This window comes from Exiguobacterium artemiae (assembly GCF_033342815.1).
Classification (GTDB): Bacteria; Bacillota; Bacilli; order Exiguobacteriales; family Exiguobacteriaceae; genus Exiguobacterium_A; species Exiguobacterium_A artemiae_A.
In genome coordinates, this window is record NZ_JAWPEN010000011.1 from 73,389 (window position 1) to 90,698 (window position 17,310).

Consider the following 17,310-nt stretch of genomic DNA (forward strand, 5'->3'; position numbering starts at 1 on the left):
GTTTCTTCTCATGTCGAGTGAGAGGAAACAACCTGTTTTTTATTCGAGAAAGTGGCGGAGCTGCTCCCTGTTCAAAATCCGTTGATTGGTACTGCCGCGAATGGCTAAAGAGTGATCGTGAAGTCTCTGGATATACCGACCATCAATTAAACAGTCCACTTGTGACAGGATTTGTCGGGCCTGTGTATCATCAAGTAACTGTTCGAGCCGATAACCGGTAAACAGATAGATGTCATAGCCGGTCAATGCGTGGACCAGTTCGGATAACGCCTGCTGTTGCAAAAATGGTTCTCCACCGGAAATTGTCACCCGGTACGAACCCGTCTGTTGAATCTGTTCAACGACTTGCTCCACGCGGTAGTCCTCTCCGCCCTCAACTGCCCAGGAATCCGGATTATGGCAACCGGGACAATGGTGGGGGCAACCGGCAAAAAAGACGACCGTTCGCAGACCCGGACCGTCGACGACAGAATCAGCGAGAATCTGAAGCAGCCGCATGTTTCACCCGGTCCTGTTCTTCCGCCCGCTTGGCAGGATTCCACCGGTCCATCGTCCCGACCAGATAACCGGTAATCCGGCGAATCCGTTCAATCTCTTCCCCGCCGCACACCGGACATGCTTGTTCCATTGTCTGTTCCGTTCGGCACGTCAAACACCGGTCAATCGGATGATTAATCGAACCGTACCCGATCCCCGATTCCGCCATCAGCCGGACGATATCTTCGATGGCTTCCGGATTTTCAGCGAGTGCCCCGTCCGTCTCGACATACGTGATGTGTCCGCCGTTACATAAGGCATGAAACGGTGCTTCGAGCCGGATTTTTTCCCGGATGGTCACGTTCGTCCCGACCGGCAGATGAAACGAGTTCGTATAATACGGTTTATCGGTCACACGTTCAATGACACCGAATCGTTCTTTATCTGCAACCGTGAATTTACCGGATAATCCTTCTGCCGGTGTCGCCAGGACGGAAAAATTCAGACCGGTTTTTTCCCCGTACTGATCGGCAATCGTCCGTATCAATCGAATCAAGGCTTGACCGATTCCGTGAGCAAGTTCCGATTCCCCGTGATGTTGTCCCGTCAGGACAATTAAGGCTTCCGCCAAACCGATGAACCCTACAGACAACGTTCCTTGCCGTAAGACGGGTTCGACCCGGTCGGATCCAGCAAGCGTCTCTCCGCCGCGCCAGATATGCCGGTACAAAAACGTAAATTCATCGGCCGTCCGATTGGCTTGATAGTGATACCGTTCCAACAATTGTTCACAAATCAAAGTAGTGTACGTGGTAACGGCTTCAAACATCCGGTCAAGACTTTGTGTCATCAAAGCGAGACGGACGAGATTCAGACTCGTAAACGACAGGTTTCCCCGCCCAACGACGGACGCCCGGCCTTGCCGGTTCTCAAGAACTCGCGTCCGGCAACCCATGTACGCCACTTCTCCGTCCGGCGCATCATCCGCTGATTGATTGAACGGGGCATCGAGAAAGGCAAAGTTCGGAAACAGCCGTTTTCCGGTCACTTCGGTCGCCAGTTGAAATAAATCGTAATTGGGATCCGTTGCATTTAGTGTCACCCCGGCCTTGATTTTAAAAATTTGAATCGGAAAAATCGGGGTTTCGCCTTTTCCAAGTCCCGCCCGTGTCGCTTCAAGTAGGGCGCGAATCAACATCCGGCCAAACATCGACGTATCCGTTCCGTAATTAATCGAGATAAAAGGAACTTGACCGCCGCCGCGTGAATGCATCGAATTCGTGTTATGAATAAACGCTTCACAGGCTTGATAGGTCATTTCGTACGTTTCTGACATTGCGTAGGCTCGCTTGCGCCGATTTGACCATTTCGGGACCACGTCATGAATTTTCTTCAATTGCCGTTGAAAGGTTTTTTCGACAAACGGAGCTAGATCAAAATCGAACATCGGATAGGATTGCCCGCCGTGTTGCATATTCTGATTCGCCTGCATGATAATGGCGGCGAGTGCCAACGCCGACCGGATATCCTGTGCCGGACGGATGGATCCATGGGCCATGGTAAATCCATCTTGTAACAACCGGCCGAGCGGCAGTTGGACACAGGTCGTCGTTCCGGTCACGTAATAGTCGGCATCATGGATGTAGATGATGTTTTCAGCAAGCGCCTGTTTCGCTTCCGTTGACAGCAGCATATCCTGCATCATCTGTTTTGCAGCGACACCGGCAAGACGGTTCAGCTTGCCGAGCGGCGATTTCCCGTCGACATTGGCATTTTCCTGCATCTCATCCGTTGACGGATGCTCCACGATTTGTTCGTATAGTGTCTGTACGTCCATCTTCATCTCTCCCTAAATTCGTGTGGTTTCTGTCTGTATCCCCACTATAGCGAGAGCTTTCCGAGACCGGCAATCCCTGCATATCTGAAACGATTTGCAAGGAAAACGGGTATTTCGTCACGAAATGTTTTCAAAAATCCGAATGACATCCGGTTTCATCGATGTTTAGTCACTCCTTGTTCGTTATGAGGAAACTCACTATGAACGAAAAAAGACAGGACAGAAAAAGTGGAGGGTTCTTTCCACACTTTCTGTCCTGTCAGATTCAATCCATTTCAATCAATGTATCCGAAACACTTGGCAATAACACCTTAAACACGGTGCCTTCCCCTAAGATCGATTCGACGTCGATGTTTCCGTCATGTGCCCGAACGATTTCCTTACAGATTGATAGACCCAGACCCGTCCCACCGATTTTCCGGCTGTCGGAATTGTCGACCCGGTAAAACTTGCTGAACAGGTGCGGCATCGCACTGCTTGGAATACCGAGACCAAAGTCGCGGACACTCAATTCAATCTGATTGTGATGGTGTGTCAGCGAAATGACGACATCACCACCGTCCGGTGAGTATTTGATCGCATTATTAACCAGGTTACCGATTAACTGTTTCATGCTGTTTTTATCGGCATTGACCAAAAACTCGTGTGCTTCGTCCACATCCAGCTGCAAACGGTGCTTTTCTGTAGCCGCCTGATAAAAGCGCGTTTGTTCCCGGACCGTATCAATCAAATCAAAGACTTCTTTTTCATAGGACTGTCTGCCCGATTCCATCCGCTGGACATTCAGGAAATCACTGACGAGATCGGTCAGGCGTTTCGACTCATCGTGAATCGTCTGTAAATACCGTTTATTCCGTGCCGGATCAAGATCACGTTTCAGCATCAATTCCGTAAAACCGTAAATGGAAGACAATGGTGTCCGCAGTTCATGGGAAACCGTTGAGACCAGTTCCGATTTCATCCGGTCGACTTCCGTTTCTGCCGTCACGTCACGGAACACAAGAATCGTTCCATCTGATTGATCCCCTAGTTCGATTTTTTCCGCATACACTTGGATGAAGTATTCCCCTTGATCGATCGACAACGACAGCATACCTTCCGGAAGTTCACCGTTCAAGACTTCTTCAAAGTACGCCTCAAACGCTTCCTGTTGGTCGACCTGCTCGAACATCGTTTCCGGACGGACTTCAAGGAATGTCATCGAATCATTGTCTTCCTCGACCTGCAGGGATTCAAAGATATCAAATAAAGCCTGATTGCCTAAAATCGTTTTCTCATGATGTTTGATATAGAGGATGGCTTCACGGACCGAATTGAGCAACTGGGCGGTTTCCCGGCGCTCCTGCTCCATCTGTTCATAAAGTGACATCCGCATCAAGGAAATCGCGATTTGTTTGGAGAAAGACTTCAGTTCACTGAGATCACTTTTGGTAAAGGCATCATCGAACCGGGCCAGGTAAAGACAGGCGATGAGTTCTTCTTTTGCCGGATCCATGAGCGGAATGACGGCTTCATAGATATAGTACGGGTAATTGAGTAAACGGTCATCCGCCACTTTCTTCGACGAATTGGCCGTTTCTTTTGAAATCATGACCCGTTTCAGCAGCAAGGATTCCGTTTTCAGACTTTCCTGCTGTTCCTCCGTCATCTCTTTCGGGACGACCGATGAAATCTCATTGTTTTTAATCAGCAACAAGGCTCCAAATTCGGTTTTCGTCAGTCGAACGATCGTGCTGATGACCGACGAGTAATCAAACAAACTTTCCTTTGAGGCGAGAGTTTCAATCAGTTCATTCCGGTCCTGCAGATGCAATTCATTGGAACGCGTGATTTCAAGTGCCCTTTCCAATTCATTTTGCTTATTTTTCAACGCCTGCTGATTTTGTTCCATTAACTGATTCTTCCGTGACAGTTCCGTATGTTGCGAGGAAATCGATCGGGCCATCCGGTAAAACGATTCCGTCAGTTGACCGACTTCATTTTCGACCAACACATCGTGTTCGAGGGAAATCGATTTCCCTTCCGCCAGTCGCTGGCTTTTAATGTTCAGTTCATGCAACTGCATCGTCAAGCGCCCAATTAACGGCCGGACTATGAATAATAAACAGACAAGAAAAATCAATAAGTTCAAAAACCAGAACCATTGGGTTTGTTGCAGTTGATCAAGAACCTGCTCCTTCGTCTGACCAGCCGAATTGTCGATATACAGATAACTGGCGACAGATGTGAATACACTCCAGGCAAACACGCTGTAAAAAACGGCCATCAGCTGTCTCCCCAGTTTTTCAGTCATCCATTGTTTCATATTGATAAATGCCTCCTACTAAAATCCAAAAATAAAGGTGTGATGCGAAACAACTGTTCCGCATCACACCTTTATTTCCCTTAATCTTACGGTTTCAATCCTGTGTCTTCAGCGCTGCGGCGGCAATAAGTGCAGATTACACCGTAATCCGACAGCCTCGACGATTTGCCGCTTCGACATACCGTCCGTTTCGATATGATGTGAGAAGAGCGGATCAGACAGTTCCCGCAACCGCTCTTCAGCCTGTTTCCCGCCCCAGGACTGTCCGCGTTCAAACCGGCTTCGCAACCGGCGTCTGACGGTTTTCGGACTCGCCATCAACGTCACGTGATGGACCTGATGCCCGGTTTTTCTTAAGGCACCGACGATTTCCTCAAAATAACCGGAGTTCGTTAATGTCATCGGTACGATGATGACGGCAGACGCCTGATCCAGCTGTTCGAGCAGGAGCAGATTCAAGCGGCGCCAAAGCGGCTCATCCTGAAAATCACCTGTCTGCTGTTCTTGCGGAAGCTGTTGCCGCAACAGTTGACCTGTCAACTCGGGATCAAACAGATGTGATCCTTTGATGCGTTGCTGTAACCCGTGTGCAGCCGTCGTTTTACCGACACCAAACGTTCCATTGATCCAAATAATCATTGTCAGGATTCACACCTTTATCTTTCCTCTGAAGGAGTTTCCTTTAATATACAATTTGAATAATCCATGGTGCAAGCACACTGGCAAGAACAGCCGTCAAAACCATCGTCAGCAGACCGACTGCGCCTTCGCGTTGATCAAGACTCATTGATTTTGTTGCCCCCATGACGTGAGCAATCGAGGCTAGTCCGACACCGCGTCCGACGAAGTGCCGGATCCGGAGCCCGGTCATCAGCCATGGCCCGACAATCGAACCGACAAGCCCGGTCACGAGCACGAACGTCGCTGTCAACGCCAGCGTCCCGCCGGACCGTTCCGAAATCGCCAAGGCAACGGGTAACGTAACCGATTTCGGCAGTAATGCCAAGTTGGTCGCCCGGCCCAGATGCAGTAACAGACCAAGCAGCAGGTCGGATGTCAAGGCAATCAACGTTCCGATCCCGACACCAAGCGTAATCTCAGGTAAAAACTTCCGGACATGATGGCGGACCTGATATAACGGAATCGCAAAGGCCGTAATCGCCGGTCCGAGCATCCGTGATAAATATTGTCCGCCTGCCATATAGGCGGCATGTGTTGTGCCGCTGATCGATAAAATGACAATCACAGCCGCCGTTACGGTCAGAATCGGTAAAGTCCAGACGAACGGAAATGTCCGGTATAACCAAAACGCACCGCCAAACAGCAATGTCGTCAACACCAGCCAAAACAGTGCTTCTTCACTCATGGACATCAATCCCCTCTTTGCGACGGGCCAATCGATCGACGAGGAATGCGGATCCCGTTAATGTCAACAGACTGCTGATGATTAAAATCACCAGGACTTGAAGACCGGATTGACGCATGAACACCGTGTAGTCCATAATGCCGGACAAAGCCGGAACAAAAAATAACGGCATGACGAGCAACAGCAACCGTCCTCCCCGCTCGACGTAATCAACTTTAAGCAGACGGCTTTTTAATGCCAGATACAATAAGATCAATCCGATGATATTTCCCGGTAACGGTAACTGCAATCCTCTACTGACCATATCCCCGAGCATGGCGAAACCGGAGATGAGGATGATCTGCAGTAGAATCGTTACACTTAACAATAGTTTTGAACGCATTCTGATTTCCCCTTGTTTAACGTATTCGGGTCTTATTATCCTCCTCACTTTGTGAACAATCAATGAAATAACCCCGATTCGTTCAAGTAACCGTTCTCACACCGTTTCTGTCCTTTTTCTGTTCTAGCACAAAAAAAGAAGAGCCACCTGTCGTAAGACAGGCATCTCTTCTCTTCGTTACATGACGCGTTTAAACAGTTTTTCCAGTTCATACGTCGTCCATTCGATGATGACCGGCCGACCGTGCGGACAAGTGAACGGCATCTCGGTTTTGGCGAGGTCAACGATTAACTGCCGCATCATCTCATGATTCAGTGGATGATTCGCTTTGATCGATTTTTTACACGCCATCATGATTGCCGCATCTTCCCGGTACGTTTCAAGATCGATCTTGCGTTTCATCAACGCTTCATCCATCAGTTCCTGAATCGTCTCCTCCTGCCGGTGCGACGGGAACCAGGTCGGAACTTCCCGGACGATGAAACTTTGGGGACCAAAGGCTTCGAGCTCAATCCCGACATCACGGAGGAGCGGCAATACTTCGTCCATCCGCCGCATGTCGTCACTCGCAATCTCAAACGTATACGGCAGCAGTAACTGCTGTTTCTGCTCGAGCGGACGACCGAACATGACTTTATACGTCTCGTATTTAATCCGTTCCTGGGCGGCATGCTGATCAATCAGATACATTCCGTCCGCACCCGAACAGACGATATACGACGAATGAAGCTGACCGATGACATCAAGATGCGGAAATTTCGGACCGGCCGCGACCGGCTCATCTGTTTGTTCCGGTACCGGCTCATCCGGCATATCGATCGATGGATCCGGTGGTTGAATCCGGTTGGCTGACGGGACATGTTCGTTCCCCGCTTCCGTCCGTTTCGGAATCGGATAATTCCAAACGGATCGCGAAGACAATTCCTCAACCGGCTCTGCCACATAGGAAAATTCCAACTTCTCCTGCGCACTCGGATCTTTTTTAGGTTTTGGCGGCGTCACTTTTGGAATCAATGTCTGCCGGCTGAGTGTTAAGCGGATCGTCTCCTGAATCAGTTGACAAAGTTCCGCTTCCTTCGACAGACGGACCTCCCGCTTCGCCGGGTGGACATTAACATCAATCAGCAACGGATCCATCGTCACTTCAATGACGGCAATCGGAAAACGACCGATTGGCAGCAAAGTGTGATAACCGTTTAGAACGGCCTGTGTCAGAGCAAAGTTTTTCACCGAACGTCCGTTTAAGATCAGGGTGATGTAATTTTTCGATGCCCGGGTCACTTCCGGCTTCACGAGATGACAGGTCAGTTGATAATCGGCCGTCGTGCCGGTTGCAACAAGTGTCCCCTGAATCGTCTGATGCCCGTAGACACTGGCAAGCGCCTGCCGGACATCCCCCGAACCATTCGTCTGAATCAAGACTTTCCCTTCATGGACCGCATACAACTTGACGTCCGGATGGGCAAAAGCGACCCGGTTTAAAATGTCCGTGATGGCTGCCAGTTCCGTATGCGTCGTTTTGAGATACTTCAGCCGGGCCGGTGTATTGAAGAATAATTGTTCGACCGTCAGCTCTGTCCCCCGGTTCATCGCAATCGCCGAACGATCCGTCAGCCGTCCGCAATCAAGCGTCAGCTGAATCCCTTCCTGCTCTTCCCGTTTCGTTTTTAAGGTGACTTTACTGACGGACGCAATCGAGGCCAAGGCTTCACCACGGAATCCAAGCGTCTTGATCCGGAATAAATCATGTTCATCCTTGATTTTGCTTGTCGCGTGCCGGACAAATGCCAGTTCCGCATCTTCCGGATAAAAGCCGTGTCCATTGTCGCGAATCGTGATGCGTTTCATTCCCGCTTCTTCGAGTTCGACATCAACCTGTGTCGCTCCCGCATCGAGTGCATTTTCCACCAGTTCCTTGACGACGGAGGCCGGGCGTTCGACGACCTCACCTGCCGCAATCCGATTCGCAAGCGAATCGGATAGTTCCCGAATGATTCCCATGCCGGACGACCTCCTTATTTTCTCGCTTCCGCCTGCAGACGGTACAGCGTGTTTAATGCTTCAAGTGGTGTCATATTGATTAAATCCAGTGTCTGGACCGTTTCCCGGACCGGATCCGTCTCAGCAAAGAGACTGAGTTGATCGACCGGTTCCGCCTGAACGACCGGCTCTTTCGGTGATACGACGATCCGTTCCTCCGTTTGCTCAAATTCCGATAACAGTACTTCCGCCCGGGCAATCAGGGCATCCGGTAAATCAGCCAGACGGGCAACGTGGATTCCGTACGATTGATCGGCTTTCCCGTCCCTTACTTCATGCAAGAAGACGACCCGTCCATCCTGCTCGACAGCCCGGACATGGACATTCGCGAGACGCGGCATCGAGTCCTCAAGGACCGTTAATTCATGGTAATGGGTCGAGAATAACGTTTTTGCACCGACGTGCTCCGCGATGTGTTCGACGATGGCTTGGGCGAGCGCCATTCCGTCGTACGTCGACGTCCCGCGACCAATCTCATCAAGGAGAATCAGCGATCGGTCCGTCGCCCGTGTCAAGGCTTCCTGCGTCTCGACCATCTCGACCATGAAGGTTGATTGACCGCTGACTAAATCGTCAGCTGCCCCGATGCGGGTGAAAATTTGATCAAAGACCGGCAACTCGGCCCGGCTTGCCGGAACAAACGATCCGATTTGATGCAATAGGGCAATCAAGGCGAACTGGCGCATATAGGTCGATTTACCGGACATGTTCGGTCCTGTAATCAACAGCATTTCCCGATCTTCATTCAGATTGATGCCGTTCGCGACATATTCCCCGCGCGGTAGCACCGTCTCGATGACCGGATGTCGACCGTTCTCAATCGTCACGTTGCGACCGTTTAGTGTGACAGGACGGACGTAGTCATACCGTTCAGCGATTTCCGCCAAGGCGACAAGGACATCGAGTTCCGCAATCCGCCGGCTGACCCGTTGCAGGCTTTCAATCTGCGTTTTGACTTGCTCCCGGACCTGACAGAACAGCTCATACTCCAGCGTGATGCTCTTTTCCTCGGCTCCGAGAATCAAGGCTTCTTTCTCTTTCAGTTCCGGTGTCACGTATCGCTCCGCATTCGCAAGGGTCTGTTTCCGTTCGTACCGTCCTTCCGGCAATAGTTTCGCATTGGCCCGCGACACTTCGATGTAATACCCGAAGACCCGGTTGTATCCGATCTTCAATGTCTTAATACCGGTTGCTTGCCGTTCACTGGCTTCAAGCGTCGCCAGCCATGTTTTCCCGTCTTTAGACGCTACGAGTAATTCATCGAGTGCCGGGTCAAACCCGGTCCGGATCATCCCGCCGTCTTTCGTCGAAATCGGTGGTGCTTCGACAAAAGCCCGATCGAGCAAATCGGTTAGTTCATCGTGTGGATCGAGTCCAAGTGCCAGCTGTCCGAGCCGGTCACTGAGTAATTCTTCCAGTGCCGCTTGAATCCGGGGAATTAGACGGAGTGTCGATTTCAACTGGACGAGATCACGGGCGGACGCGGTTCCGTATCCGACTTTTGCGACCAAACGTTCCAAATCATAGACTTCCCGTAACGTATCCTTCAGTTGTTGACGCTCAAAATAATGCGCCAACAGTTCTTCGACGGCATCCAGCCGCTCGGCAATCGTATGTTGTGACAGCAATGGTTTTTCAAGCCAGCGCTTCAGCATCCGGCCCCCCATCGCGGTCCCGGTGACATCAAGCAGACCAAGTAACGATCCCTTTTTATCACCGGTCCGGGCCGACCGGACCAACTCCAGATTTTTGACCGTATTCGGTTCGAGCTGCATGAAGTCGGCCGCTTCGTAAACGATCGCCGGCTGCAAATGGGCAAGCGATCGTTTTTGCGTATCGTGCATGTAGGCGTAGAGAACGGCAAAGGCATCTGCTTGTGCCGTATCAATCGCCCGGTCGCCGTGCGGATGGGTTTCCCGGCGTGTACTTTGTGTCAACGGAATCTGCAAGTGGCTGAGTGCCGCCTCGTGTTCACTTGACGTGACGACAATTTCACGCGGCAGGATGATACTCAATTCTTTTGCCACGGCATCAAGCGTCGCGACGCTCGTCAAAGCACTTTCGCCGGTCGAGACGTCTCCGCGGGCGATGCCGAATCGTCCGTCCTGTTCAACGACTGCGACGAGATATCGGTTTTCTTTTTCCGTCAACGAGGACATCAACGTGCCTGGTGTGATGACTTGGACGACTTCCCGTTTAACGAGCCCTTTTGTTAACTTCGGATCTTCGACCTGATCGCACAAAGCAACCTTGTATCCCCGTTCAATCAATTGCTCAATGTAGCCGTTCGCTGCGTGATGCGGTACACCGCACATCGGAATCGGATGTTCGGCATTTTTGCCGTTTTTCGCCGTCAGCGTCAATTCCAGTTCATGTGCGACTTGTTTGGCATCTTCGAAAAATAATTCGTAAAAATCACCTAACCGATAAAACAAGAAGGCATCCGGATAGTCGGCCTTAATCGAAAAATATTGTTTCATCATTGGCGTATTATGGACTGCTTCCATGCTGTTCACCTCATTCGCGTAAAAAGCCGACGGGAATCCGTCGGCTTTTCCAATTCAATTCATTGATTAATAGCCGCAACCGCCGCTTTTATTTTCTGCTTCCATCCCGCTGCCTGTTTTCCCCGCCAGGACATCGCCGTCCGTCGCTTCGATGATTTGATCCGTGATTCCGTTTGAAATCGTTACCGTCACGTATTGAAGAAGTCCGTTTACTTCTTCCTGTGATTCCTGGAATTGTTGAACGACCGGCATCTCATCGAGTTCTGCGAATAACTTATCCAGTTTTGCTTCCACACGTGCCAAAGCTTCCGTTTTACCGTAGTGCTGGCAGTTAACGGCTTCTTTTTGCAGGAACTTGATTTGTTTCATCATCTTTTGAACTTTTTCATTCCCGTTGATGTTCGCTTCAGCAGCTTTAAATCGTTCCACCTCTGATGTCTCGGAAATCATTTTCGCGATTTCATTGGCTTTTTCGATGATTTGTTCATCTGTATACATAAACATTCGTCCCCTCTATCGGAAGCGGTGATCCCGCTACGCTTATCGTATCTACGAACGATGACTCGTTCTTAACGCATTCATTATACCGTTCTCTTAAAGGGGTGACAAGAATAGTTCCTTATTCAATCGAACGCCATAACAGATAGGCAGCATGACTGCGGTACGGAGCAAATTCTTCCGCCAGCAAAACAGCCTCTTCGACACTCGGACGGCTGCCGTGTAACCGCTCAAACGCCCGTAAAATACCGATATCCGATGCCGGAAACAGATCTTCCCGTCCGTAACCGAACATCAAGACGTTTTGTACCGTCCAGGGACCGACCCCTTTTAACGCAATCAACGTCTCGGCAATCGTGGCGTCTGACGCTTCCGTCAACTGTTCGAAATCAATTTCGGCCCGTGCGGCACCAAGCAAATAGTCGACTTTCCGGCCGGACAGTTGCAACGCCCGAAGCTGTTCCGGTTCGACATTCACCAGTTGCTCTGCCGTCGGCGGGAAAATCACGCCGTTTTGTTCCGTCCCGAATGTCCGGCAGAATCGTTCCATCAGCACTTGTGCGAATACCAGATTGATTTGTTGATGGATGATTGAACGGATTAACGCTGTGAACGGACTAATATCCAGTACAAGCCGCTCCGCTCCGAACGTCGCCACGACTTCTTCAAGCGAGGTGCCCGATAACAGGTGACTTGGATTCGTCGTATCCAGACGAAACCGATGGCGCAACTGTTGCACCATCGGTTCCTGTGGACCATTACCGGCTAACAGCAGTGTCCGGGGGCCCGATGCTTCGATTTGACCGATGAACTTTCCTTCCGGCAACAAGAGTGGAACAAACAATCGACCATCCTGTTCGACCTGTAACCGGTCACCTCGAAGCCGTTTCCGGATACCAGCAAAGTCATAGTCGTCTTCCAATATCAGTTCCTCCTGCCACATATGATCGCCCCCTCAGCCAATGAATAGTTTGATTCCACCGAGAATCAGACCAATGAAAAAGCCGCAAATCGCGCCGTTAACGCGAATCCATTGCAAATCGTTTCCGACCTTGTCTTCAATCATGTGAATCAACGTTTCTGTATCAAAACGATTTAAGTTTTCCCGGACCAAACCGCCGATTTTTTGGTGGTTTTGATCGACGAACCGGACAAGCTGATCTTTCATCCAGCGGTCACTTTCTTCTTTGAATGTCGGATGCTGATCCCACTCGTTCAGTGCTTGGTTCATCAACGGTAGAGCACGGTTTTCCCAGAAAGAATCAGATGCCAAATACGTTTTCAGCTCCTCGATTCCTGCCGTGTAGGCCCGGTTTAAGACCGGTTGCAGACCAAAGCGATCCACTTCTGTTGCTTTCCATTGATCAATTTTAGCAAGCCGCTCTTCATCTTGCGTCAATTGTGCCAAATTGCGGCGGACATGATCAAGAATCGCCAGACGGTTCGGGTGATGCACCTGCTTCATATCTTCAATCACACTGAGCAGGACGGATTGAATGACAAGACTCAACCGTTCTTCTGAATAGACTTTTTGCACCGTTTTCGCCGTCACCCGTAAAAAGGTGTTTTTTTCCTGATCAATCATGGCGTGGTACGCCAGACGACCGATTTGATCCCGAATGACAGGATCTTCGAGCAAGCGTTGCCCGTACCCGAGCAATTGATCGATTGCCAGTTCATCAAGCCGCCGTTCCTCGTTTAACCCCATCAGCCGTTCTGCCAATCGTTTTGATGGATACGCTTTGACCGTGTCGGAAATCCGCTCATCAACGACTTTCAGAATCGCCTCTTTCGGCAGTTTGTGAAGAATACCGGTCAACAGTTCCGTGACCGTCGAACGAAACGCCGGCAACAGGACAATCGAACGCAACAATTTGATGAAACGGTCGGCGAGCGTCATATGCCGTAACTTTTCAACGATACTTTCTTTGTTGAGCAAATCTTTTTCGAGCATCTGGACGATTGACTCAATGACCCGTTCCCGGTTTTTCGGCAATAGGTTCGTATGGGGAATTTTCAATCCGAGCGGATGCCGGAATAACGCCGTGATGGCAAACCAGTCGGCAATTCCGCCGACAAGTCCTGCTTCAAAACCGCTCTGCAGCCAGAACACCCAATCGTTTTCTTTAAACGGCAAGGAGGCGATAAAGCCGACTGCCATAAAAATCAAGGAAACGGTCGCCAAACGTCGCGTCGATGATTTTGGTTTTAGTGGTTGTTGCAAGATGGTTCCTCCTTCTCGCTGTATGTTTTGTCATACTTCGTATACGTTCAAAAACAGATACAAGTTTCGACATGAAAGAGTCCCAGCCTCAACCGGACTGGGACTCATTATGTAGTTAAAACGTAAATTCACCGAAATTCTCGCCGTCCCATGTCGCAGTCGCTGTCGACACAAAGTAGACAAGTCCGTTTCCGAACGTATTTTCCATCAATGACACGATTTGGTGGCCGGCTGTCTGTTCGACGAACGCCAATCGGACTTCCTCTTTCCCTTGGTAAATACGCTCATAGACACTTAATCCCCGGGCATTGATGAAGGTGCGGGCATTTGTAAAAATCAACGGACCGACTTCCGGACGACGTTCTTGAATGAAATGTTGACACTTGTCCTCAAACTGATTCAATCTCGTTCACTCCTTCTCTCTCTTTTTTCTCTCATGATTATGTACTTCCCGTCTCGCCTCAATCATAATCCTGTTCTCTAAAAAAAGCGACCATTCGGCCGCTTCTTTCATGATTTACCAAATTCCTGCTTAAATCTTCACACCAAACTCACGGGCGACATGAATCGCCGACGTTGTTGCCCCGATTGTCCCGGCACCCGGAAATACCGTATCGCCGATGATATAAAGTCCCGGCACCCCCGTCCGAAACGAGGCTGCCCGAAACAGACTGGTCGACGGCAACTGCGGATAGCCGCCGACACCGCCGTCCGGACGTGACGTATAGCGGACCCAGGCACCCGGTCCTCCGGGGTGACGTTCGATGGCTTGATCTTTGAAACCCGGAAATTCGCGTTCTAAAATCGTTTCGAACGTTTCCTGCATGGCTTTAACTTGCCGGTCATATTGCGCACGGTCGTCGCGTGCGAACCGGCCGATCGGAATATGACAGGACATCGTCAATGTCCGACATCCGATTGGTGCCCGGTTGAGATCTCCCGGTCGAGATAACGAGATGAACGCATGGCCGGACGGCAACATCGGATCGTGGATTTGCCGAAATGCCTGATCGTCTTGAATGATTGCCTCGGGAATCGCTGCATAGTAGGTGAATGTCGCCCACTGCGACAAACCGCCTTGCCGCTTGTATGTCCGGCGGAGAACCGGTCTTAAGGACGGACTGACGAGTTGTTGCACTGCTTCGATCGGAACGGCACCGATGACGGCGTCCGCAAGCAGGAGTCTTCCCCGCCGGTCTTCCAGCAAAAAACCGTCTGCCGTTTTCCGCACGGAGGTGATTTTCCGGCCGAGTAACACTGTCGCCCCGTCCGCTTCAGCAGACGCTTTCAGACGTTCGGCCACCCGGTACAGTCCACCCGGAACATAATAGGCGCCGTCATGATAAATCGATAACGCCACGGCTCCAAGCAACGCCGATGCTTCCTTCCCCGTCTGCATGCTGTCCAGTAAAATCCCGTCAATCAATTGGGTGAAAATCGTCCCGTCCAACTGATGTTTCCGGAGCATGTCACCAATCGTCCGTGTCAGATAAGGCAGCAACGGTAGGCTTGCTTTCGTCTCTTTGACGACCATCCGGGCATCGTCCCATGTCTTGAGCGGCAATGCCGGTAAGGCCTGCATCAACGGCCTGACGTGCCGCTGAATCCGGTCCACTTCGTCAAAAAAGTCTTGAATCGAATTGGCCTGATCGCGGAACTGTTTCTTCAGATGACGAATGAACCGTTCGCGGTCGCGGTAATAGAGAATATCGTGTCCCGGGAGTTTAATAGTCATGACGGTTTCGAGCCGTTCAACAGGCTGGTCGATTTGCAGGTGCCGCAACACCCGTTCATGAATGCCGCCCGACTCAAAACCCATGCCGAGCGTTGCACCGACCGGGTAAGTGAAGTCTTTTCGGGTAAACTTCCCTGCCGATCCGCCCCATTCGCGACTCCCCTCGCACAAGGTGATGTCATGTCCGTGTCGAGCAAGTAAGGCGGCTGCTGTGACCCCGGCTATTCCGCCCCCGATGATGGCAATTCGTTTCATGACGATTCCTCCTCTGTTTCTGTCACCAGATTTTCTTTAAACAAGAAATTCCGGACTTCCTTGAACACCGGTTCGCGGCGGTGAATCGTAAAGTGATCATACTTATAAGATTTCGTTTTGATATTATCCGTATACGCATCGAGTGCAAATGAACTTTTAAGCGGAATTAAATTGAAGTCTCCGCCCTTCGCGCCAAAGGAATAGACGAGTACATCACGCGGCCACGTGTCCAACCGGTCTTTCAGATTTTTCATCGCTGCTGAATTTTCGGCTAAATCCTGGATTGCCGGACTGTTTGTATTCGTTCCGAACGGAGCAAGCGTCAGCCCGAGCGTCGCATAATCGGAACCGCTGATCGGCGCATCGAGCGTCACCAGTTTTCGGACATGGTACGGGATGTCCTCTTTCAGCGTGTAGGCGACGACATCGACCCCGCCCATACTGTGACCGACCAGTTGGATGTCGGTGAACGTCGCCTGTTGTTTTTGGTCATATTGTTCAATGGCTACACTGAGCCATTTTTGCTGATTGGCAAGACTGGCTTCATCGTCTTCAAAAACGATCCGCACAAGCGGATAGCCGGTTGTAGACGGTTTGACGTCACACACCACTTTCCCGTTCCGTGACACGTCACATCTGCCGCCGTCATCTGCCAGCTTCTTTTTCGTGAAGTTATCGATCATCGGCAGGAAGGTCCGCTCCGTCCCGAACAGACCATGAACCATGAAGGTCGGCGTGATTTCGCCGACCTGTTGCGCGACAATCTGTTTCGTCGGCGGTGGGGCACTCGACGTCTCGTCGGCAAAGAACCACCAGGCACCTCCACCTACAAACAGACAGACAAGCACTGAGATGCCAATCGTCTGCAATTGTTTACGCCGTAATTTCCGGACATGATGCACAATCCAAAACACGAGCAAACAGAGACCCATCAACAGAACGACACCGGTAATGATCCAGCCGGTCGGATTCGGAACATAGGCAATCAGTTGTAACTGATTGGCCTTCGTCCCGTACAGTTTCCACGAAACATTGTTATGATTCGCCCAGTCGATTTTTTCCCCGTTTTGCAGACCGATCACTTTTGGTCCATGCAGGTTGATTTCGATATCCGCCTGCCGGAGATACCGATCGGCGAGCTTTTTGACCTGTCCGGTCGGCTGATAGCCTTTGATGTTCAACCGATCGATACTTAAATCAATGTTGGTATCCAACCGATACGTATTAAACCAAAATCCTTTTTCCTGTTTGACTTCATATGTCGTATCCGGCGGGATCAGAATACCGCCGATACCCGTTTTCCATTCATCTTTAATCGTCGCCAAGTCTTCGAATTTCGCAAATTTCTTTTCCATCCGGATGCCTTCATAATCATCCTGCGTCTTGAACGTTTCTGCCGCATAGCCATTCTTCTCCGCCTGTTTGACATACGTATTCCAGTCCGGGTTCAAATTAAGTAGTCGCGCTACCGGATGCTCTTTTGCGGCATATGTCGTTTTTAAGGTGACACTTTTGTCGGTATGGACCGTCGCATCGTATTGGATACGGATACAGCCCCCAAGTACCATCGCCATCAAGGCAAACGACAGTAAAATGAGTTTTTTTCGTTTACTGATCAAACCGTCACACGCCCTTTCTCTCTCATATCGCTTTATTTTTCTTTTCCCTAACTCGTCAGTCCTCA

The 17,310-nt window shown here is 50.5% G+C and carries 14 protein-coding genes; all 14 read right to left on the bottom strand.

What is annotated here, in order from left to right; translation table 11 throughout:
• Window positions 1–39: 39 nt before the first annotated feature.
• The 14 genes from nrdG to R7V76_RS11415 all read right to left on the bottom strand — a co-directional run bounded on the left by nrdG (window position 40) and on the right by R7V76_RS11415 (window position 17,245).
• A complete protein-coding gene (gene nrdG / locus R7V76_RS11350; RefSeq protein WP_318092561.1) occupies window positions 40–498 on the bottom strand; it encodes an anaerobic ribonucleoside-triphosphate reductase activating protein in 459 nt (152 codons plus the stop codon).
• A complete protein-coding gene (locus R7V76_RS11355) occupies window positions 473–2,314 on the bottom strand; it encodes an anaerobic ribonucleoside triphosphate reductase (RefSeq protein ID WP_318092562.1) in 1,842 nt (613 codons plus the stop codon). The genes nrdG and R7V76_RS11355 overlap by 26 nt, the downstream gene beginning before the upstream one ends.
• Before the next feature lie 265 nt (window positions 2,315–2,579).
• Window positions 2,580–4,619 (bottom strand): ATP-binding protein, encoded by a 2,040-nt coding sequence (locus tag R7V76_RS11360; RefSeq protein WP_318092563.1) that lies wholly within the window; start codon window positions 4,617–4,619, stop codon window positions 2,580–2,582.
• Window positions 4,620–4,727: 108 nt separating this feature from the next.
• Complete coding sequence (locus tag R7V76_RS11365; protein ID WP_318092564.1) at window positions 4,728–5,258, bottom strand: AAA family ATPase; 531 nt, start codon at window positions 5,256–5,258, stop codon at window positions 4,728–4,730.
• 43 nt (window positions 5,259–5,301) lie between these two features.
• Complete coding sequence (locus R7V76_RS11370) at window positions 5,302–5,985, bottom strand: LrgB family protein (RefSeq protein WP_318092565.1); 684 nt, start codon at window positions 5,983–5,985, stop codon at window positions 5,302–5,304.
• Complete coding sequence (locus tag R7V76_RS11375) at window positions 5,978–6,367, bottom strand: CidA/LrgA family protein (RefSeq protein WP_012369949.1); 390 nt, start codon at window positions 6,365–6,367, stop codon at window positions 5,978–5,980. The genes R7V76_RS11370 and R7V76_RS11375 overlap by 8 nt, the downstream gene beginning before the upstream one ends.
• A 177-nt stretch (window positions 6,368–6,544) precedes the next feature.
• Window positions 6,545–8,368: a DNA mismatch repair endonuclease MutL gene (gene mutL, locus R7V76_RS11380; protein ID WP_318092566.1), complete on the bottom strand. Its 1,824-nt coding sequence runs from the start codon at window positions 8,366–8,368 to the stop codon at window positions 6,545–6,547.
• Window positions 8,369–8,382: 14 nt separating this feature from the next.
• On the bottom strand, window positions 8,383–10,914 hold the full coding sequence (gene mutS / locus R7V76_RS11385) for a DNA mismatch repair protein MutS (protein ID WP_318092567.1): 2,532 nt from the start codon (window positions 10,912–10,914) through the stop codon (window positions 8,383–8,385).
• Window positions 10,915–10,980: 66 nt separating this feature from the next.
• Entirely contained in the window at window positions 10,981–11,418 is a 438-nt protein-coding gene (locus R7V76_RS11390; RefSeq protein WP_026828786.1) for a RicAFT regulatory complex protein RicA family protein, read from the bottom strand.
• Window positions 11,419–11,533: 115 nt separating this feature from the next.
• Complete coding sequence (locus tag R7V76_RS11395; protein ID WP_318092568.1) at window positions 11,534–12,355, bottom strand: DNA-3-methyladenine glycosylase family protein; 822 nt, start codon at window positions 12,353–12,355, stop codon at window positions 11,534–11,536.
• A 12-nt stretch (window positions 12,356–12,367) separates the two neighbouring features.
• The gene (locus R7V76_RS11400) at window positions 12,368–13,636 is read right to left on the bottom strand and encodes a DUF445 domain-containing protein (protein WP_318092569.1); all 1,269 of its coding nucleotides are present in this window, start codon (window positions 13,634–13,636) and stop codon (window positions 12,368–12,370) included.
• Between the two features lie 115 nt (window positions 13,637–13,751).
• Window positions 13,752–14,039 (bottom strand): hypothetical protein, encoded by a 288-nt coding sequence (locus tag R7V76_RS11405; RefSeq protein ID WP_012369943.1) that lies wholly within the window; start codon window positions 14,037–14,039, stop codon window positions 13,752–13,754.
• A gap of 129 nt (window positions 14,040–14,168) precedes the next feature.
• Complete coding sequence (locus tag R7V76_RS11410) at window positions 14,169–15,626, bottom strand: phytoene desaturase family protein (protein WP_318092570.1); 1,458 nt, start codon at window positions 15,624–15,626, stop codon at window positions 14,169–14,171.
• The gene (locus R7V76_RS11415) at window positions 15,623–17,245 is read right to left on the bottom strand and encodes a DUF3153 domain-containing protein (protein ID WP_318092571.1); all 1,623 of its coding nucleotides are present in this window, start codon (window positions 17,243–17,245) and stop codon (window positions 15,623–15,625) included. Before R7V76_RS11415 ends, R7V76_RS11410 begins: the two co-directional genes overlap by 4 nt.
• Window positions 17,246–17,310: the final 65 nt, after the last annotated feature.

Excerpts from the sequence above, each read along its gene's own strand:
- R7V76_RS11390 (WP_026828786.1), bottom strand. The coding sequence starts at position 11,418 with ATGTTTATGTATACAGATGAACAAATCATCGAAAAAGCCAATGAAATC.
- mutS (WP_318092567.1), bottom strand. The coding sequence starts at position 10,914 with ATGGAAGCAGTCCATAATACGCCAATGATGAAACAATATTTTTCGATT.
- nrdG (WP_318092561.1), bottom strand. The coding sequence starts at position 498 with ATGCGGCTGCTTCAGATTCTCGCTGATTCTGTCGTCGACGGTCCGGGT.
- R7V76_RS11395 (WP_318092568.1), bottom strand. The coding sequence starts at position 12,355 with ATGTGGCAGGAGGAACTGATATTGGAAGACGACTATGACTTTGCTGGT.
- R7V76_RS11410 (WP_318092570.1), bottom strand. The coding sequence starts at position 15,626 with ATGAAACGAATTGCCATCATCGGGGGCGGAATAGCCGGGGTCACAGCA.
- R7V76_RS11375 (WP_012369949.1), bottom strand. The coding sequence starts at position 6,367 with ATGCGTTCAAAACTATTGTTAAGTGTAACGATTCTACTGCAGATCATC.
- R7V76_RS11370 (WP_318092565.1), bottom strand. The coding sequence starts at position 5,985 with ATGAGTGAAGAAGCACTGTTTTGGCTGGTGTTGACGACATTGCTGTTT.
- R7V76_RS11365 (WP_318092564.1), bottom strand. The coding sequence starts at position 5,258 with ATGATTATTTGGATCAATGGAACGTTTGGTGTCGGTAAAACGACGGCT.
- R7V76_RS11360 (WP_318092563.1), bottom strand. The coding sequence starts at position 4,619 with ATGAAACAATGGATGACTGAAAAACTGGGGAGACAGCTGATGGCCGTT.
- mutL (WP_318092566.1), bottom strand. The coding sequence starts at position 8,368 with ATGGGAATCATTCGGGAACTATCCGATTCGCTTGCGAATCGGATTGCG.
- R7V76_RS11355 (WP_318092562.1), bottom strand. The coding sequence starts at position 2,314 with ATGGACGTACAGACACTATACGAACAAATCGTGGAGCATCCGTCAACG.